Here is an 18,336-nt window from a genome sequence, read left to right on the forward strand (position 1 = left end):
TATGGCTGTGACTGCTACGCGTCACGACATCCGTAACGTCGCCATCGTCGCCCACGTCGACCACGGCAAGACGACCATCGTCGACGGCATGCTGAAGCAGGCCGGTGCCTTCGCCGCCCACCAGCTCGACTCGGTCGACGACCGCATGATGGACTCGAACGACCTGGAGCGTGAGAAGGGCATCACGATCCTCGCCAAGAACACGGCGGTGAAGTATCACCCCAAGGACGGCGGGGATCCCATCACGATCAACATCATCGACACCCCCGGCCACGCCGACTTCGGCGGCGAGGTCGAGCGCGGTCTGTCGATGGTCGACGGTGTCGTCCTGCTCGTGGACGCCTCCGAGGGCCCGCTGCCGCAGACCCGCTTCGTGCTGCGCAAGGCGCTCCAGCAGCGCCTGCCCGTCATCCTCTGCATCAACAAGACGGACCGCCCGGACTCCCGGATCGACGAGGTCGTCAACGAGACCTACGACCTCTTCCTCGACCTGGACGCCGACGAGGAGCAGATCGAGTTCCCGATCGTCTACGCCTGCGGCCGTGACGGCATCGCCTCGCTGACCAAGCCGGACAACGGCACCGTCCCGTCCGACTCCACCAGCCTGGAGCCGTTCTTCTCCACCATCCTGGAGCACATCCCGGCCCCGACCTACGAGGAGGAGGCCCCGCTCCAGGCCCACGTCACCAACCTGGACGCCGACAACTTCCTCGGCCGTATCGCGCTGCTCCGCGTCGAGCACGGCGAGCTGCGCAAGGGCCAGACGGTCGCGTGGATCAGGCGCGACGGCTCGATCAGCAATGTCCGCATCAGCGAGCTGATGATGACCGAGGCGCTCACCCGCAAGCCGGCCGAGAAGGCCGGCCCCGGTGACATCTGCGCCGTCGCCGGCATCCCCGACATCATGATCGGCGAGACCCTCGCCGACCCGGAGAACCCGGTCGCGCTGCCTCTGATCACGGTCGACGAGCCCGCGATCTCCATGACCATCGGCACCAACACCTCGCCGCTGGTCGGCCGCGGCGGCACCGGCAAGGGCGCCGACGCGAAGGCGGCCGTCAAGGACCGCAAGGTCACCGCCCGCCAGGTGAAGGACCGCCTGGACCGCGAGCTGATCGGCAACGTCTCGCTGCGCGTCCTCGAGACCGAGCGCCCGGACGCCTGGGAGGTCCAGGGCCGCGGCGAGCTGGCGCTGGCCATCCTCGTCGAGACCATGCGCCGCGAGGGCTACGAGCTGACCGTCGGCAAGCCGCAGGTCGTCACCAAGGACGTCGACGGCAAGGTCTACGAGCCGGTCGAGCGCATGACGATCGACGTGCCCGAGGAGCACATGGGCGCCGTGACCCAGCTGATGGGTGTGCGCAAGGGCCGTATGGACAACATGTCGAACCACGGCTCCGGCTGGGTCCGCATGGAGTTCGTGGTCCCCTCCCGTGGTCTGATCGGCTTCCGCACCGAGTTCCTGACCCAGACCCGCGGCACCGGCATCGGGCACTCCATCCACGAGGGCTTCGAGCCGTGGTTCGGCACGCTGCAGACCCGCAACAACGGCTCGCTGGTCGCCGACCGCGCGGGTGCGGTCACCGCGTTCGCGATGACCAACCTCCAGGAGCGCGGCGTGCTCTTCGTCGAGCCGGGCACCGAGGTGTACGAGGGCATGATCGTCGGTGAGAACTCCCGCTCCGACGACATGGACGTCAACATCACCAAGGAGAAGAAGCTCACCAACATGCGGTCGTCGACGGCCGACGTGGCCGAGTCGATCGTGCCGCCGCGCAAGCTCTCCCTGGAGCAGTCGCTGGAGTTCTGCCGGGACGACGAGTGCGTCGAGGTGACCCCGGAGGCGGTCCGCATCCGCAAGGTGAACCTGGACGCCCGCGAGCGCGCCCGCGCCGCGAGCCGCGCCAAGCACGGCTGACGCGCCGGCTTCGCACAAGCGACAGGGCCGGGCACCCCGCGGGGGCGGGGTGCCCGGCCCTCACGTTCCGCGTGATGTCGCGCTGCGTGACGAAAAAGCGAGGGTAGGGAAAACCCTTCACCTTGGCGCGGAATCGATCCGGAGCGGCTGGTTCGCACTACCCTGCTCGGCACATGCACCCAGAACACATCAACCGGAGGCTGGATTCAACAGCCTTTGTCCGGGAGGCCGTTGACGGGGGCGGGACGGCAGGTGCACGGTGCGCGTCGGAGCGTGGGCATGCCGAGGGAACCCCACATGGGACAACCGTAAACCGCAACAGGTTTTTTCCTGCCAGTCGTCCGCTATGCGGACACTCGGAACCGGCAGATGTGTAACAAGTCCGTTTCGCAGGGATCTTTCGCCAAACCCTTTGTCCGTTTTTCGGAAGAAGTAGGCGTCAGGTGTGATCGAACCGAGACCTAATGGGTGTGGTCGGCCGAATGGTCGATAGCAGATAGTTAGGCGCGTAGAGCTCGGATGAGCGCATCACCACTTTGCAGTGGGCGACGGCGAGCGTGCAGGGCACCTGACCTTCTCCGGACCTCGTGTCGGTGGAATGTCGTGTGCCCAGTCTTGCGGTGAACTAAAGGACTCATGAGGAGGAACCCATGCGCGGTGCCAAGAGTGCCAAGTGGGTGGCGATAGCCGCGGTTGTGGCGCTGGGAGCGACCGCCTGTGGTGGTGGCAGCGACAAGGGCAGCGAGGGGAAGGCTGCGGTCGACCCGAACGGCAAGTTCTCGATCGAGGTCGGCGAGCCGCAGAACCCGCTGCAGCCGGCGAACACCATGGAGTCCAACGGCAGCATCGTCACGCGTGCCCTGTTCACCGGCCTGGTGGACTACGACGCCAGCGGCAAGATCGTCATGATGAACGCCCAGTCGGTGGACACCCAGGACAGCAAGACCTTCACGGTCAAGCTGAAGCCGGGCTGGAAGTTCCACGACGGCACCCCGGTGACCGCCGAGTCCTACGTCAAGGCCTGGAACTGGGCCGCGAACCCGGCGAACAAGCAGACCAACAGCTTCTGGTTCGCGGACATCCAGGGCTACGACGAGGTCGCTCCCGCCAAGGGCAAGCCGAAGGCCACCGAGATGTCCGGCCTCAAGGTCGTCGACGACAACACCTTCACCATCACGCTCAGCAAGTCCCTGCCCTACTTCGTCTACAAGCTGGGCTACGAGGTCTTCTCGCCGCTGCCCGAGTCCTTCTACAAGGACCCGAAGGCCGCGGGCGAGCACCCGATCGGCAACGGCCCCTACAAGTTCGTCAGCTGGCAGCACAAGAAGCAGATCGAGGTCACCCGCTACGACGGCTACCAGGGTCCGAACAAGGCCAAGAACGGCGGCGTTCTCTTCAAGAACTACTCCAAGCTGGAGACCGCCTACCAGGACCTGAAGTCCGGCAACCTGGACGTGATGCGCCAGATCGCCCCGCGCGACCTGCCCGTCTACAAGGCCGACCTGGGCGACCGTGCGGTGGACCAGGCGTACTCGGGCATCCAGACCATCGCCGTGGCCTTCTACACCAAGCAGTGGAAGGGCATCGACCCCAAGGTCCTGCAGGGCCTGTCGATGGGAATCGACCGGGACACCATCACCAAGACCGTGCTGCAGGGCACCCGTGAGCCCGCCACCGGCTGGGTCGCCAAGGGCGTTCTCGGCTACCAGCCGAACGCCGCCGGCGACATCACCAAGTACGACCCGGCCAAGGCCAAGGAGCTCATCAAGGCCGGCGGCGGCGTCCCGGGCAACAAGATCTCCATCCAGTACAACGCCGACGGCGGTCACAAGGAGTGGGTGGAGGCCGTCTGCGGCTCCATCACCAAGGCCACCGGCGTGCAGTGCACGGGCGACTCCAAGGCCGACTTCCAGGCGGACCTCAACGCCCGCGACAACAAGGAAGTCAAGTCGCTCTACCGCTCCGGCTGGGTGCTCGACTACCCGTTCAACGCCAACTTCATCCGTGACCTGTACGGCAGCAAGTCCGACGGCAACCAGGGCGGCTTCTCCAGCAAGGAGATCGACGGCCTGATCGCCAAGGCCGACGCCGCCAAGTCGCTGGACGAGTCGGAGAAGCTGTACCAGGAGATCGAGAAGAAGCTCCCGAACTACATGCCGAGCATCCCGCTCTGGTACTACAAGGTCAACGCGGGCTTCTCGGAGAAGGTCACCGGCGTGAAGTACGCCCAGGACGGCGACCCGATCCTGACCGGCGTTCAGGTCAAGAAGTAACCGCTGACGATCAGCGAACGCCGTGCCGCCCCGGTTCCCGGGTGCGGCACGGCGTCGGCCGGACAGGCCGGGGGGCCCTTTTCGCCGGTGTACGTACGAAAAACCGACTCGGGGGAGTCGTTCGTACGCGGCGAAGGGGGCCCTTGCTGTGACTGACATGGAGGCACCATGGGGCGCTATGTCGCACGACGACTGCTCCAGATGATCCCGGTCTTCATCGGGACCACCCTGCTGATTTTCTTGATGGTCTACGCCCTGCCCGGCGATCCCGTGCGAGGGCTCTTCGGTGACAAGGGCACCAGCCCGGCCGTTCTGGCCTCGCTGCGGCACCAGTACGGCCTCGACAAGCCCGTCCTGGTCCAGTACTGGGACTACATGCAGAACATCGTTCTGCACTTCGACTTCGGGACGCAGGTCGCCAGCGGCCGCCCGGTCACCGACATCCTCGGTGAGGCCTTCCCGGTGACGCTGCGCCTGGCCGGCCTGGCCTTCGTCATCGAGGCCGTCCTCGGCATCGTGCTCGGTGTCCTCTCGGGCATGCGCGCGGGCAAGGCCGTCGACACCGTCATCCTCTTCGTGACGCTCCTGCTGATCTCGGTGCCGGTCTTCGTGCTCGGCTACATCCTGCAGACGGTGTTCGCCTTCCAGCTCGACCTGCTGGAACCCTCGGTGAACGACGACACCCAGATCAGCCAGCTGATGCTGCCGGCCATCGTGCTGGCCAGCGCCTCGCTGGCCTACGTGGCCCGGCTGACCCGCACCTCCGTCGCGGAGAACCTGCGGGCCGACTACATGCGCACGGCCATCGCCAAGGGCCTGCCGCGCCGCCGCGTGGTCGGCGTGCACCTGATGCGCAACTCGCTCATCCCCGTCGTCACTTTCCTGGGCACCGACCTCGGCGCCCTGATGGGCGGCGCGATCGTGACCGAGAGCATCTTCAACATCCACGGCGTCGGCGGCACGATCGCCGATTCGATCGTGCGTCGCGAGGGCACCACGCTGGTCGGCCTGGTCACCATCCTCGTCCTCGTCTACCTCGTCACCAGCCTGATCGTCGACCTGCTCTACGCGGTCCTGGACCCGAGGATCCGTTATGCCTGAGCTGACCACTTCCGCCGACGAGGCCGCGACGGCGGTCCCGAGTGCCGCCGCGGGCGCCAAGCTGCCCGAGCCCAAGCCGGAGAAGACCCGCAGCCTGTGGGGCGACGCCTGGCGGGACCTGCGCAGCAACTGGGTGTTCGTCGTCTCCGCGGTGCTGATCCTGCTGCTGCTGGTGATGGCCGCCTGGCCCAGTCTGTTCACCAGCGCCGATCCGAACAACAAGGACCTGGCCGCCCACTACCTGCAGCACCCGCACTACGGCAACGTCTTCGCGGCCGACTGGCTGGGCTACGACGCCCAGGGCCGCAGCGTGTTCGCCCGCGCCATCTACGGCACCCGCGCCTCGCTGCTCGTCGGCGCCGGCACCACCCTGGTGGTGACGATCCTCGGCGGTCTGATCGGCATGCTCGCCGGCTACTTCGGCGGCTGGCTCGACGCCATCCTGTCGCGTGTGACGGACATGTTCTTCGGCATCCCGTTCCTGCTCGGCACGATGGTGATGCTGAACTCCTTCACCGAGCGCTCGATTCCGGTCGTGATCGGCGCCCTGGCCTTCCTGGGCTGGACGCAGACGGCCCGCGTGATGCGCGGCTCGGTCATCACCGTGAAGTCGACGGACTACGTGCAGGCCGCCAAGGCACTGGGCGCGGGCACGAACCGCATCCTCTTCCGCCACGTGCTGCCCAACGCGGTGGCCCCGGTGATCGTCGTCGCCACCATCTCGCTCGGCGTCTACATCGGCGCCGAGGCGACGCTGTCGTTCCTCGGTCTCGGCCTGAACGGCGTGTCGTGGGGCAACGACATCTCCGACGGCGGCAACTCGATCCGGGTCGCGCAGTACATCATGCTCTACCCGTCGATCATGCTCAGCATCACGGTGCTGGCGTTCATCATGCTCGGTGAGGCCGTACGCAACGCCCTCGACCCGAAAACGCGCTGAGGGAGGCGTACGTGACCACCATCGAAGAAGTCGCTCCTGTGCCGTCGCCCCGCGACGCCGGGGCGGACGGCGGGCCACTGCTCGAAGTCCGCGACCTGCACGTCGAGTTCCACACCCGTGACGGGATCGTCCGGGCCGTCAACGGTGTCAACTACAGCGTGAACGCGGGGGAGACGCTCGCCGTGCTCGGCGAGTCCGGCTCCGGCAAGTCCGTCACCGCGCAGGCCGTCATGGGCATCCTCGACATGCCGCCGGCGAAGATCCCCCAGGGCCAGATCCTCTTCCGCGGCCAGGACATGCTCACCATGTCCCCCGAGGAGCGCCGCAAGATCCGCGGCCGCCGGATCGCCATGATCTTCCAGGACGCGCTCAGCTCGCTGAACCCGGTGCTGACCGTGGGCTACCAGCTCGGCGAGATGTTCCGGGTCCACCAGGGCCTGTCCAAGAAGGAGGCCAAGGCCAGGGCCATCGAGCTCATGGACCGGGTGAAGATCCCGGCGGCCGCGGCCCGCGTCAACGACTACCCGCACCAGTTCTCGGGCGGTATGCGCCAGCGCATCATGATCGCGATGGCGCTCGCCCTGGAACCGGACCTGATCATCGCCGACGAGCCCACCACCGCGCTCGACGTGACGGTCCAGGCCCAGGTGATGGACCTGCTCGCGGAGCTCCAGCGCGAGTTCAACATGGGCCTGATCCTCATCACCCACGACCTGGGAGTCGTCGCCGACGTCGCGGACAAGATCGCGGTGATGTACGCCGGCCGGATCGTGGAGCGTGCCCCGGTCCACGAGCTGTACAAGCGCCCGGCGCACCCGTACACGCGGGGTCTGCTGGACTCGATCCCGCGCCTGGACCAGAAGGGCCAGGAGTTGTACGCGATCAAGGGTCTGCCGCCCAACCTGCTGCGCATCCCGACGGGTTGCGCCTTCAACCCCCGCTGTCCGATGGCCCAGGACATCTGCCGCACGGAGGTCCCGGCTCTGCTGCCGGTCACGGAGCAGGACGGCACCGAGCTGGTGGGCCGTGCCTCGGCGTGCCACTTCCGGAAGGAGACGCTCCATGGCTGAGCTGAGCAAGAAGGACGTGCCGGCCGACGCCACGCCGAACGTCTCCGACGTGGACGTCGTCGACGCGCACTCCGAGGCGGAGGCGGTCGCCGCCATCGAGGCCCCCGTGGAGCGCGGCGAGCCCATCCTGCAGGTGCGCAACCTGGTCAAGCACTTCCCGCTGACCCAGGGCATCCTGTTCAAGAAGCACATCGGCGCGGTCAAGGCCGTCGACGGCATCTCCTTCGACCTGTACCAGGGCGAGACCCTGGGCATCGTGGGAGAGTCCGGCTGCGGCAAGTCGACGGTGGCCAAGCTCCTGATGAACCTGGAGCGGGCGACCGCCGGCGAGATCTTCTACAAGGGCCAGGACATCACCACGCTGTCCGGACGCGCCCTGAAGGCCGTGCGCCGCAACATCCAGATGGTCTTCCAGGACCCGTACACCTCGCTCAACCCGCGGATGACGGTGGGCGACATCATCGGCGAGCCCTTCGACATCCACCCCGAGGTGGCCCCCAAGGGCGACCGGCGCCGCAAGGTGCAGGAGCTGCTGGACGTCGTCGGTCTCAACCCGGAGTACATCAACCGCTACCCGCACCAGTTCTCCGGCGGTCAGCGGCAGCGCATCGGCATCGCCCGCGGCCTCGCGCTCAACCCCGAGGTCATCATCTGCGACGAGCCGGTGTCCGCGCTGGACGTGTCGGTCCAGGCGCAGGTCATCAACCTGATGGAGCGACTGCAGGACGAGTTCAACCTGTCCTACATCTTCATCGCGCACGACCTGTCCATCGTCCGGCACATCTCCGACCGCGTGGGCGTGATGTACCTCGGCAAGATGGCCGAGATCGGCACCGACGAGCAGATCTACGACCACCCGACGCACCCCTACACCCAGGCGCTGCTGTCGGCGGTCCCGGTCCCGGACCCGGAGGCCCGCGAGCACCGCGAGCGGATCATCCTCACCGGCGACGTGCCCTCCCCGGCCAACCCGCCCTCGGGCTGCCGCTTCCGCACCCGCTGCTGGAAAGCCCAGGACAAGTGCGCCGAGGAGGTCCCGCTGCTCGCGATCCCCGAGCGTTTCAAGGGCGAGGACACCCCGGCGGCCCACGAGTCGGCCTGCCACTTCGCCGAGGAGAAGGACGTCGTCCACGCGGCCTGACCCGCGCCTCCTCGCGGTGACCACCCCGGTTCCCGGCACCTGATCCAGGTGCCGGGAACCGGCGTTTTCCGGGCTTTCACGCGGGCCTCGGCAGGCCGAACGGCCGCGCTCCTGCCGGGTAGTCCATCCGGCTGGTGTCCGGCGCCGACCCGCGAGGCGCGGGGGCGATGTGACGTTCATGTGCTGATATGTGCGGGACCTCTCCGCGCCCCGGCGCAGGCGGCACAGCGCACTCTCGAGGAGGCACCCCATGCGCGGAGCCCGGCACGCCCGATGGACCGCGTGCGCGGTGGCCGCGGTGCTCGCGCCCGCCGCCTGCGGGACCGGTGTCGGTGTCGGCGGCGGCGCCGGAGTGCTCACCTCGTCCTGGGGCGACCCGCAGAACCCGCTGGAGCCCGCCAACACCAACGAGGTGCAGGGCGGCAAGGTCCTCGACATGATCTTCCGCGGGCTGAAGCGGTACGACCCGAGGACCGGCAAGGCCGAGAACATGCTCGCCGAGAGGATCGAGACCCGCGACTCGCGGAACTTCACCATCACCGTCAAGGACGGCTGGAAGTTCAGCAACGGCGAGCCGGTCACCGCCCGCTCCTTCGTCGACGCCTGGAACTACGGCGCGAGCCTGCGGAACAACCAGAAGAACGCGTACTTCTTCGGCTACATCGAGGGCTACGGCAAGGTCCACCCCGACCGCGGCGCGCAGCGCGCCGACACCCTCTCCGGGCTGAAGGTCACCGGCCCGAGGACCTTCACCGTCCGGCTGGGCCAGAAGTTCTCCACCTTCCCGGACACCCTCGGCTACCCGGCCTTCGCCCCGCTCCCCAGGGCGTTCTTCACCGACCACGCGGCCTGGCTGAGCAAGCCGGTCGGCAACGGGCCGTACCGGATCGAGTCGTACACCAAGGGCTCCGCGATGGCCCTGCGCAAGTGGGACGCCTACCCCGGCGAAGACAAGGCCCGCAACGACGGTGTGACCCTCATGGTCTACACCGACAGCAACACCGCGTACACCGACGTGCTGGCCGGCAATCTCGACCTCGTCGACGACGTGCCCGCCACCCAGCTCAAGAACGTCAGGACCGACCTGGACGGCCGCTACATCAACACCCCGGCCGGGATTCTCCAGACGCTGGCCTTCCCCTACTACGACAAGAGGTGGGACACCGGCGGGGCGCGGAAGGTGCGCACGGGCCTGTCCATGGCCATCAACCGCAGGCAGATCACCGAGACCCTCTTCCGCAACACCCGTACCCCGGCCACCGACTGGACCTCGCCGGTGCTCGGAGCGGACGGCGGCTACAAGGCCGGTCTGTGCGGAAGCGCCTGCGACTACGACCCCGCGCGGGCCAGGCAGCTGATCCGGGAGGGCGGCGGCATCCCCGGCGGCCAGGTGAAGATCACGTACAACGCCGACACGGGCTCGCACAAGCAGTGGGTGGACGCCGTGTGCAACTCCATCAACAACGCCCTCGGCAACGACACGGCCTGCGTGGGCAATCCGATCGGCACCTTCGCCGACTTCCGCAACCAGATCGGCCGGCACAAGATGGCGGGCCCGTTCCGGGCCGGCTGGCAGATGGACTACCCGCTCATCCAGAACTTCCTCCAGCCGCTGTACTACACGGGCGCCTCCTCCAACGACGGCCAGTGGTCGAACAAGGACTTCGACCGCCTCGTCGACCGGGCCAACGCCGAGACCGACCGGGCGAAGGCCGTCCGGCTCTTCCAGCAGGCCGAGGGTGTGGTCCGGGACAACATGGCGGCGATCCCGCTCTGGTACCAGAACGGCAGCGCGGGCTACTCGCAGCGACTGTCGAACGTGGCGCTCAACCCCTTCAGCGTCCCGGTCTACGACGAGATCAAGGTCGGCTGAGCGGCCGTGGGACGCTATGTGATCAGGCGCCTGCTGCAGATGATCCCGGTGTTCGTCGGGGCGACGCTGCTCATCTTCGTGATGGTGAACGTGATGGGCGACCCCGTCGCGGGCCTGTGCGGCGAGCGGCAGTGCGACCCGGCGACAGCCGCCCAGCTGAGGCGGGAGTTCGGCCTCGACCGGCCGCTGTGGCAGCAGTACGCGACCTACATGGGGAACGTCTTCACCGGCGATTTCGGGACGGCCTTCAACGGCCAGCCGGTGACCGAGCTGATGGCGGCCTCGTTCCCCGTCACCGTCCGGCTGACCGTGGTCGCGATCCTCTTCGAGATCGTCATCGGCATCGTCCTGGGCGTCCTCACCGGGCTGCGGCGCGGGACGCCCCTCGACACCAGCGTCCTCGTCCTCACCCTCGTGGTCATCTCCGTCCCCACCTTCGTCACCGGGCTGCTGCTCCAGCTCCTGCTCGGCGTCCAGTGGGGCTGGATCAAACCGTCGGTCTCCCCGCAGGCGACGTTCGGCGAGCTGATCGTGCCCGGCCTGGTCCTCGCCTCCGTCTCCCTGGCGTACGTGACCCGGCTGACCCGCACCTCCCTCGCGGAGAACCGCCGGTCGGACTACGTCCGCACGGCGATCGCCAAGGGCCTGCCACGGCGCCGGGTCGTGGGCCGGCACCTGCTGCGCAACTCGCTCATCCCCGTCGTCACCTTCATCGGCGCCGACATCGGCGCGCTGATGGGCGGCGCGATCGTCACCGAGCGCATCTTCAACATCCACGGCGTGGGCTACCAGCTCTACCAGGGCATCCTCCGCCAGAACACCCAGACCGTGGTCGGCTTCGTGACGGTCCTCGTCCTGGTCTTCCTGATCGCCAACCTCCTCGTCGACCTGCTCTACGCCGTACTCGACCCGAGGATCCGCTATGCCTGAGCAGCCCCACCCGTCCGAGGGCGCCATCGCCGGGACCGGCATGGGCGGCGCGATGGACCTCGCGGCCGGCGAGGCGACGACCCTGGAGGGGCCCCCGCGGGGCCGGGGCGGGCCGGAACGGCGGGGCAGGCCGCGCAGCCTGTGGTCCGACGCCTGGCACGACCTGCGCCGCAACCCGGTCTTCGTCGTGTCGGCGCTGGTGATCTGCTTCCTGGTCGTCATCTCCCTGTGGCCGTCCCTGATCGCCCCCGGCAACCCCCTCCAGTGCGATCTGGCCAAGGCGCAGGAGGGCTCCCGGCCCGGCCATCCGTTCGGCTTCGACGGCCAGGGCTGCGACGTGTACACCCGCACCGTCCACGGCGCCCGGGCGTCCGTCACGGTCGGCATGTGCGCCACGCTCGGTGTCACGCTCCTCGGGTCGGTGCTGGGCGGCCTCGCGGGCTTCTTCGGCGGGGCCTGGGACGGGTTCCTGTCCCGGGCGACCGACGTCTTCTTCGCGATCCCGGTCGTCCTCGGCGGCCTGGTGCTGCTGTCGGTGGTGAGCAGCAACACCGTCTGGCCCGTGATCGGCTTCATGGTGCTGCTCGGCTGGCCGCAGATCTCCCGCATCGCGCGCGGCTCGGTCATCACCGCCCGGCAGCAGGACTACGTCCAGGCCGCCCGCGCCCTGGGCGCCTCACCCGCCCGCATCCTGCTGCGGCACATCGCGCCCAACGCGGTGGCACCGGTGATCGTGGTGGCGACCATCGCGCTCGGCACGTACATCGCCCTCGAGGCGACCCTGTCGTACCTGGGAGTCGGGCTGAAGCCGCCGAGCGTGTCCTGGGGCATCGACATCTCCGCCGCCTCGCCCTACGTCCGCAACGCCCCGCACGCGCTGCTGTGGCCCTCCGGCGCGCTGGCGGTGACCGTGCTCGCGTTCATCATGCTCGGCGACGCGGTGCGCGACGCCCTCGACCCGAAGCTGAGGTGAGCCGCCGTGCTGCTCGAAGTGCGGGACCTGCACGTGGAGTTCCGGACCCGGGACGGCGTCGCGCACGCCGTCAACGGGGTCTCCTACCAGGTGGACGCCGGCGAGACGCTCGCCGTGCTCGGGGAGTCCGGCTCGGGCAAGTCCGTGACGGCGCAGGCCGTCATGGGCATCCTCGACACCCCGCCGGGGCGGATCACCGGGGGCGAGATCCTCTTCCAGGGCCGGGACCTGCTGCGGCTGAAGGAGGAGGAGCGGCGCCGGATCCGGGGCGCGCGGATGGCGATGATCTTCCAGGACGCGCTGTCCGCCCTCAACCCCGTGCTCACCGTGGGCGACCAGCTCGCCGAGATGTTCGTCGTGCACCGCGGGATGTCCCGCGGGGACGCGCGGGCGCGGGCCGTGGAGCTGATGGACCGGGTGCGCATCCCGGCCGCCGCCCAGCGGGTGCGCGACTACCCGCACCAGTTCTCCGGCGGTATGCGCCAGCGCATCATGATCGCCATGGCGCTGGCGCTGGAGCCGGAGCTGATCATCGCCGACGAGCCGACCACCGCACTCGACGTGACCGTGCAGGCCCAGGTGATGGACCTGCTCGCGGAGTTGCGGCGCGAGTACCGCATGGGGCTCGTCCTGATCACCCACGACCTGGGCGTGGTCGCCGACGTCGCCGACCGGATCGCGGTGATGTACGCGGGCCGGATCGTGGAGTCGGCGCCGGTCCACGACCTCTACAAGGCGCCCGCCCATCCCTACACGCGGGGCCTGCTGGACTCCGTCCCGCGCCTGGACCTCAAGGGGCGGGAGCTGTACGCCATCAAGGGCCTGCCGCCCAGCCTCACGCACATCCCGCCCGGGTGCGCCTTCCATCCGCGCTGCCCGATGGCCCGGGACGTGTGCCGCACGGACGTGCCGCCGCTGTACCCGGTGGACGAGGGCGGGGCCGCGGCCGGGACGCGAGGGAGCGCCTGCCACTTCTGGAGGGAGTGCCTGCATGGCTGAGCCGATCCTGGAGGTGAGCGGGCTGGTCAAGCACTATCCGCTGACCCGGGGCATCCTCTTCAAGAAGCAGGTCGGCGCGGTCCGGGCGGTCGACGGCGTCGACTTCGAGCTGGGCCGGGGGGAGACCCTCGGCATCGTCGGGGAGTCCGGCTGCGGCAAGTCCACGGTGGCCCGTCTGCTGTGCAACCTGGAGCGGCCGACGGCCGGTTCGGTCAGGTTCCGGGGCGAGGACATCACCCGGCTGTCGGGCCGGGCACTGAAGGCGGTGCGGCGCAACATCCAGATGGTGTTCCAGGACCCGTACACCTCCCTCAACCCGCGGATGACGGTGGGCGACATCGTCCAGGAGCCGTTCGAGATCCATCCCGAGACCGCCCCGAAGGGCGACCGGCGGCGCCGGGTCCGGGAGTTGCTGGACGTCGTCGGTCTCAACCCCGAGCACGTCGACCGCTACCCGCACCAGTTCTCCGGTGGTCAGCGCCAGCGCATCGGCATCGCCCGGGGGCTGGCGCTGCGCCCCGAGATCATCGTCGCCGACGAGCCGGTCTCCGCGCTGGACGTGTCGGTGCAGGCGCAGGTGGTCAACCTGATGGAGCGGCTGCAGGCCGAGTTCGACCTCTCCTACGTCTTCATCGCGCACGACCTGTCGATCGTGCGGCACATCTCGGACCGGGTCGCCGTCATGTACCTGGGGCGGATCGTGGAGACCGGCACCGACACCGAGATCTACGACCATCCCACGCACCCCTACACCCAGGCGCTGCTCTCGGCGGTCCCCGTGCCCGACCCGGAGGCCCGGGAGCGCCGCGAGCGGATCATCCTCACCGGCGACGTGCCGTCCCCGGCCGACATCCCCTCCGGCTGCCGCTTCCGCACCCGCTGCTGGAAGGCGCGGGAGCGGTGCGCGACGGAGGTGCCGGCGCTGGCGGTGCCCGCCTGGTTCCGGCCCGCCGGCGGGCCCGCGGCGCACGACTCGGCCTGCCATTTCGCCGAGGAGAGGCAGGTGGTGCCGCCCGAGGAACCCCCGCCGGAGCACGGCCTGGTGACCGTGTAGCCCGTACAAAGCACCATCAACTGCGTTAACACGCAGGCAACTTCATGGAAGCGGCACCGATATACGGACGCGTCAGGCTGAACAGCGTACGGCCGTGCGGGTGCCGTGAACGGGCCGGGGCGCACCAAGTCGCCCCGGCCCGTTGCCGTGCGCCCGCGCTCAGGCGAGGCCCAGCGAACGCTTCAGGAAGTCCACCTGGAGCAGCAGCAGGTTCTCCGCGACCTGTTCCTGCGGGGTCATGTGGGTGACGCCGGACAGCGGGAGCACCTCGTGCGGGCGGCCGGCGGCCAGCAGGGCGGAGGACAGGCGCAGGGTGTGGGCGACCACCACGTTGTCGTCGGCCAGGCCGTGCACGATCATCAGCGGACGGTGCGGCTCGGCGGGCTCGGCCAGGCCTTCGTCGGTGACCAGGGAACTCCTGGCGTACGACTCCGGATGCGCGGCCGGGTCGCCCAGGTACCGCTCCGTGTAGTGGGTGTCGTAGAGCCGCCAGTCGGTGACCGGGGCGCCCGCGATGCCCGCGTGGAAGACGTCGGGACGGCGCAGCACGGCCAGGCCCGCCAGGTAGCCGCCGTAGGACCAGCCGCGGATCGCCACCCGGGACAGGTCGAGCGGGTGGGTCCGCGCGAGGTCCCGCAGGGCCTCGACCTGGTCGTCCAGGCTGAGCGTGAAGTCGTGGTGGACCGCCTTCTCCCAGGCGGGGGAGCGGCCGGGAGTGCCGCGGCCGTCCGCGACGACCACCGCGAAACCCTGGTCGGCGAACCACTGGGAGGTCAGGTGCGCGTTGTGCGCGGCGACCACGCGGGGGCCGTGCGGGCCGCCGTAGGGATCCATCAGGACCGGCAGGGGAGTGTCACCGTGGTAGTCCGTAGGCATAAGCACGGCGCACGGGATTCGGCGTGCGCCCCCCTGAGTGAGGGTCACACGCGGGGACAAACCGGGATCTTCGGCATGGGAGGCGATGGTCGCCGTCTGCTTGCCGTCCTGGAGCACCCGGACCCGGGCGCCCGGCCGGTCGAGCGTGGCGGAGACCAGTACGGTCACGCTCCCGGCGCGTACCGCCGCGTGCACGCCGGGCTCCTGGGAGACCCGCTCCCAGCCGAGCTCGTTGACCCGGTAGACGTGCACCTCGCCGGTTTCCTCGGCGGCCGCCTCCTCGCCCGCCGAGGCCGAGACCAGTACGTCGTCGTCCGCCACGTCGAGGACCGCCCGGATGTGCAACTGCGGCCCGGTCAGCGGGCGTTCGCCGACCACCAGGCGCCGCGCGCCGCCCTCGTCGGCGATCCGCACGAGCCGGCCGGACGGGGTCCAGCTGGGCACCCCAGGGAAAAGATCCAGCCATGTTGGATCTTCGTCGGCGTGCACCATCCGGGTCGCCCCCGAGTCCGGGTCCACGGCCAGATACAACTGGCTGCGCTGGTCCCGCGCCTGCACCAGCAGCAGCGGCGCACCCGCCGCTGACCAGTGCGCACGGGCGAGATACGGGTAGCGGGCGCGGTCCCAGAGGACCTCCGTGCGCGTCCCGTCCAGGCCGAGCACGAACAGCCGCACCTCCGCGTTGCCGGTGCCCGCCGCCGGGTACGCGACCCGCCGCGGCTCGCTCTCCGGGTGCGCCGGATCGGAGATCCACCACCGCCGTACCGGCGTGTCGTCCACCCGCGCCACCAGCAGCCGGTCCGACTCCGGAGCCCACCAGAACCCCCGCGACCGGTCCATCTCCTCGGCCGCGATGAACTCGGCCAGCCCGTAGGAGACCTCGCCCTCGCCCTCCGCCGGCTCAGGCTCGGCGAGCGCCCGGTCGCCCTCGCCCTCGGCGCCCACCACCCGCAGGGCGCCCCCGGCGACGTAGGCGACATGCCGCCCGTCGGGGGCCGGGCGGGGGTCGATCACGGGCCCGGGGACCGGGAGTTCACGTGCCGTGCCGGCCCGCAGCTCCGCCGTGAAAAGCCGCCCTGACAAGGCGAAGGACGCCAACTCCACGGCCGTGTCGGTGGCATAGCCCACGATCCCGGCACCACCCTCGCGGCTGCGCTCCCGGCGCGCCCGCTCCTGCTGCGACAGGTGCTCCGAGGTACCGCCGAGAAGGGCCCGCGGGTCGGCGGCCACCCGCTCCCGGCCGTCCGCCAGATCGAGCACCCACAGGGAATGCGCCCGGTCCGTGCCGGAGTTCGATCGCAGGAACGCGACGCGGGACGCGTCGGGCGCCACGGTGAACGCGCGCGGCGCGCCGAGCGTGAACCGCTGGGTCCGCGCGTGCCGTCGGGGGAAGGAGACAGGCTCGGTCGTCATGCCACGACCATATTGGCCATGCGCCCCCTTGTGCGGCCGTGCGCCGATCGATGCGCACGTACGGATAGTTATGATCACTAGCGCATAGTGGGTATGAACCTGCTGCTCCCTGTGTGGATTTATCTGCCCCCATAGTCCGAACCCCCCGTGTCCTGGGATCTTTGGAGGTGAGCCGCCGTGGCACTCTCGATTTCGGCGGTGGTGCTGCTGGCGATCATCGTCTTCCTGTTGATCAAGAAGTCGGGATTGAAAGCCGGTCACGCCATCGTGTGCATGCTCCTCGGCTTCTACCTCGCCTCCTCGACGGTCGCTCCCACGATCAGCGAGCTGACCACGAACATCGCGGGGATGATCGGCAGCCTCAAGTTCTGACCACGTCGCCCACCGCGCACCCCCGCGCCGGCGGCGGCGCCGTCCGGGCGGACGCCTCGTAGGCTGGACCCCATGACGGAACTGCCCGCCCGGCGTCTGCTCCTGGTGCACGCGCACCCGGACGACGAGTCGATCAACAACGGCGTGACCATGGCCCGCTACGCGGCCGAGGGCGCCCGGGTGACCCTGGTCACCTGCACCCTCGGCGAGCGGGGGGAGGTCATCCCGCCCGGGCTGCGGCGGCTGAGCGGTGCCGCGCTCGGCGCGCACCGCCGGCAGGAGCTCGACGCCGCCCTGCGCGAGCTGGGCGTCGGCGACGTCCGGCTGCTCGGCGGCGCCGGGCGGTACCGGGACTCCGGGATGATGGGCCTCGCCGACAACGACGACCCGGGCTGCCTGTGGCAGGCCGACATCGACGCGGCCGCCGAGCACCTCGTCGCGGTGATCCGCGAGGTACGCCCCCAGGTCCTCGTCACCTACGACGACCACGGCGGCTACGGCCACCCCGACCACATCAAGGCGCACCGCGTCGCCATGCGCGCCGCCGACCTGGCCGCCGACGCCGCCGTGCGGCCCGATCTCGGCGAGCCCTGGCGGATCGCCAAGGTCTACTGGAACCGGATGCCGCGCTCCGTCGCCGACGCCGCCTTCGCCCGGCTCCAGGACGACCTGTCCGGCCTCCCCTTCGCCAAGCCGGCCTCCGTCGACGACCTTCCCGGCGTCGTGGACGACGAGCGGATCACCACCGAGATCGACGGCGGCGCCGGGTACACCGCCGCCAAGGCCGCCGCGATGCGCGCGCACGCCACGCAGATCGAGGTCGCCGAGCCGTACTTCGCGCTCTCCAACGAGCTCGCGCAGCCCCTCTTCGGGACCGAGTACTACGAGTTGGTGCGCGGCGGGCGCGCCGGGGAGCGGGAGACCGACCTGTTCGCGGGGATCGAGGAGGCGTCGTGAACCCGGCAGACCGCGGCGGCCCCCTGCTGGCCCAGCCGCTGAGGCCGCCCTCCGCCGGGCGCTTCGCCGCCTACCTGGGACTCTTCGTGCTCGGCGCGGTGGTCGCCGTCGCCGGGGCGCTGGTGCAGCCCGCCTGGTTCCCCGGCGGGCTGCTGCTCGCCCTCGCCGGTGCCGCCGGGCTCTTCCTGGGCGGGGCGCGGGCCGTGCGCAGCCGGGCCGGGGCGGTGGCGCCCGCCGCGGGCTGGATGGTCGCCGTGGTCCTTCTCACCGCCAGCCGGCCCGAGGGGGACTTCCTCTTCGCCGCGGGCGGCGGCTCCTATCTCTTCCTGCTCGGCGGCATGGCACTTGCTGTGATCTGCGCCACCTTGGGTCCGGGCCGGCAACCGGACGGCGCCGACGTCCGACATGGCAAGTGACGTCCTACTTCTGCCCGGCTTGCGCGTGCG

At 69.7% G+C, this 18,336-nt stretch carries 15 protein-coding genes; 14 read left to right on the plus strand and 1 reads right to left on the minus strand.

The genetic code is table 11. From position 1 onward, the window contains the following. The first annotated feature begins 1 nt into the window (after window position 1). The 11 genes from typA (at window position 2) to ACF1A5_RS02910 (ending at window position 14,272) form a co-directional block, all read left to right on the plus strand. Entirely contained in the window at window positions 2-1,918 is a 1,917-nt protein-coding gene (gene typA, locus ACF1A5_RS02860) for a translational GTPase TypA (RefSeq protein WP_392191015.1), read from the plus strand. A 650-nt stretch (window positions 1,919-2,568) separates the two neighbouring features. Beyond that, window positions 2,569-4,191 (plus strand): ABC transporter substrate-binding protein, encoded by a 1,623-nt coding sequence (locus ACF1A5_RS02865; protein ID WP_392191016.1) that lies wholly within the window; start codon window positions 2,569-2,571, stop codon window positions 4,189-4,191. Window positions 4,192-4,359: 168 nt separating this feature from the next. After that, window positions 4,360-5,292 carry an ABC transporter permease gene (locus ACF1A5_RS02870; protein WP_392191017.1) on the plus strand — a complete coding sequence of 311 codons (933 nt, stop codon included), beginning with the start codon at window positions 4,360-4,362 and terminating at the stop codon, window positions 5,290-5,292. Beyond that, window positions 5,285-6,232 carry an ABC transporter permease gene (locus ACF1A5_RS02875; protein ID WP_392191018.1) on the plus strand — a complete coding sequence of 316 codons (948 nt, stop codon included), beginning with the start codon at window positions 5,285-5,287 and terminating at the stop codon, window positions 6,230-6,232. The genes ACF1A5_RS02870 and ACF1A5_RS02875 overlap by 8 nt, the downstream gene beginning before the upstream one ends. Before the next feature lie 11 nt (window positions 6,233-6,243). Next, window positions 6,244-7,302: an ABC transporter ATP-binding protein gene (locus tag ACF1A5_RS02880; RefSeq protein ID WP_392191019.1), complete on the plus strand. Its 1,059-nt coding sequence runs from the start codon at window positions 6,244-6,246 to the stop codon at window positions 7,300-7,302. Then, window positions 7,295-8,443: an ABC transporter ATP-binding protein gene (locus tag ACF1A5_RS02885; RefSeq protein ID WP_392191020.1), complete on the plus strand. Its 1,149-nt coding sequence runs from the start codon at window positions 7,295-7,297 to the stop codon at window positions 8,441-8,443. The genes ACF1A5_RS02880 and ACF1A5_RS02885 overlap by 8 nt, the downstream gene beginning before the upstream one ends. Window positions 8,444-8,693: 250 nt before the next feature. Beyond that, entirely contained in the window at window positions 8,694-10,316 is a 1,623-nt protein-coding gene (locus ACF1A5_RS02890; RefSeq protein WP_392191021.1) for an ABC transporter substrate-binding protein, read from the plus strand. Between the two features lie 6 nt (window positions 10,317-10,322). Beyond that, the gene (locus ACF1A5_RS02895) at window positions 10,323-11,246 is read left to right on the plus strand and encodes an ABC transporter permease (RefSeq protein ID WP_392191022.1); all 924 of its coding nucleotides are present in this window, start codon (window positions 10,323-10,325) and stop codon (window positions 11,244-11,246) included. Continuing rightward, window positions 11,239-12,219 carry an ABC transporter permease gene (locus tag ACF1A5_RS02900; RefSeq protein ID WP_392191023.1) on the plus strand — a complete coding sequence of 327 codons (981 nt, stop codon included), beginning with the start codon at window positions 11,239-11,241 and terminating at the stop codon, window positions 12,217-12,219. Before ACF1A5_RS02895 ends, ACF1A5_RS02900 begins: the two co-directional genes overlap by 8 nt. A gap of 6 nt (window positions 12,220-12,225) precedes the next feature. After that, a complete protein-coding gene (locus ACF1A5_RS02905; RefSeq protein WP_392191024.1) occupies window positions 12,226-13,218 on the plus strand; it encodes an ABC transporter ATP-binding protein in 993 nt (330 codons plus the stop codon). Further along, window positions 13,211-14,272: an ABC transporter ATP-binding protein gene (locus tag ACF1A5_RS02910; RefSeq protein ID WP_392191025.1), complete on the plus strand. Its 1,062-nt coding sequence runs from the start codon at window positions 13,211-13,213 to the stop codon at window positions 14,270-14,272. Before ACF1A5_RS02905 ends, ACF1A5_RS02910 begins: the two co-directional genes overlap by 8 nt. Window positions 14,273-14,431: 159 nt before the next feature. On the opposite strand, the gene ACF1A5_RS02915 is transcribed toward ACF1A5_RS02910, so the two are convergent. After that, the gene (locus tag ACF1A5_RS02915; protein ID WP_392191026.1) at window positions 14,432-16,561 is read right to left on the minus strand and encodes a prolyl oligopeptidase family serine peptidase; all 2,130 of its coding nucleotides are present in this window, start codon (window positions 16,559-16,561) and stop codon (window positions 14,432-14,434) included. Between the two features lie 177 nt (window positions 16,562-16,738). On the opposite strand from ACF1A5_RS02915, the gene ACF1A5_RS02920 reads away from it, so the two are divergent. The 3 genes from ACF1A5_RS02920 (at window position 16,739) to ACF1A5_RS02930 (ending at window position 18,306) form a co-directional block, all read left to right on the plus strand. Further along, the gene (locus ACF1A5_RS02920) at window positions 16,739-16,933 is read left to right on the plus strand and encodes a hypothetical protein (protein ID WP_356191760.1); all 195 of its coding nucleotides are present in this window, start codon (window positions 16,739-16,741) and stop codon (window positions 16,931-16,933) included. Window positions 16,934-17,005: 72 nt separating this feature from the next. Next, window positions 17,006-17,890 (plus strand): N-acetyl-1-D-myo-inositol-2-amino-2-deoxy-alpha-D-glucopyranoside deacetylase, encoded by an 885-nt coding sequence (mshB, locus tag ACF1A5_RS02925; protein ID WP_392191027.1) that lies wholly within the window; start codon window positions 17,006-17,008, stop codon window positions 17,888-17,890. Further along, window positions 17,887-18,306 (plus strand): DUF6113 family protein, encoded by a 420-nt coding sequence (locus ACF1A5_RS02930; RefSeq protein WP_392191028.1) that lies wholly within the window; start codon window positions 17,887-17,889, stop codon window positions 18,304-18,306. The genes mshB and ACF1A5_RS02930 overlap by 4 nt, the downstream gene beginning before the upstream one ends. The last annotated feature ends 30 nt before the right edge of the window (window positions 18,307-18,336 follow it).

The organism is Streptomyces sp. NPDC014864, assembly GCF_043081525.1.
Classification (GTDB): Bacteria; Actinomycetota; Actinomycetes; order Streptomycetales; family Streptomycetaceae; genus Streptomyces.

Excerpts from the sequence above, each read along its gene's own strand:
- ACF1A5_RS02890 (WP_392191021.1), top strand. The coding sequence starts at position 8,694 with ATGCGCGGAGCCCGGCACGCCCGATGGACCGCGTGCGCGGTGGCCGCG.
- ACF1A5_RS02870 (WP_392191017.1), top strand. The coding sequence starts at position 4,360 with ATGGGGCGCTATGTCGCACGACGACTGCTCCAGATGATCCCGGTCTTC.
- typA (WP_392191015.1), top strand. The coding sequence starts at position 2 with ATGGCTGTGACTGCTACGCGTCACGACATCCGTAACGTCGCCATCGTC.
- ACF1A5_RS02900 (WP_392191023.1), top strand. The coding sequence starts at position 11,239 with ATGCCTGAGCAGCCCCACCCGTCCGAGGGCGCCATCGCCGGGACCGGC.
- ACF1A5_RS02865 (WP_392191016.1), top strand. The coding sequence starts at position 2,569 with ATGCGCGGTGCCAAGAGTGCCAAGTGGGTGGCGATAGCCGCGGTTGTG.
- mshB (WP_392191027.1), top strand. The coding sequence starts at position 17,006 with ATGACGGAACTGCCCGCCCGGCGTCTGCTCCTGGTGCACGCGCACCCG.
- ACF1A5_RS02910 (WP_392191025.1), top strand. The coding sequence starts at position 13,211 with ATGGCTGAGCCGATCCTGGAGGTGAGCGGGCTGGTCAAGCACTATCCG.
- ACF1A5_RS02885 (WP_392191020.1), top strand. The coding sequence starts at position 7,295 with ATGGCTGAGCTGAGCAAGAAGGACGTGCCGGCCGACGCCACGCCGAAC.
- ACF1A5_RS02915 (WP_392191026.1), bottom strand. The coding sequence starts at position 16,561 with ATGACGACCGAGCCTGTCTCCTTCCCCCGACGGCACGCGCGGACCCAG.
- ACF1A5_RS02875 (WP_392191018.1), top strand. The coding sequence starts at position 5,285 with ATGCCTGAGCTGACCACTTCCGCCGACGAGGCCGCGACGGCGGTCCCG.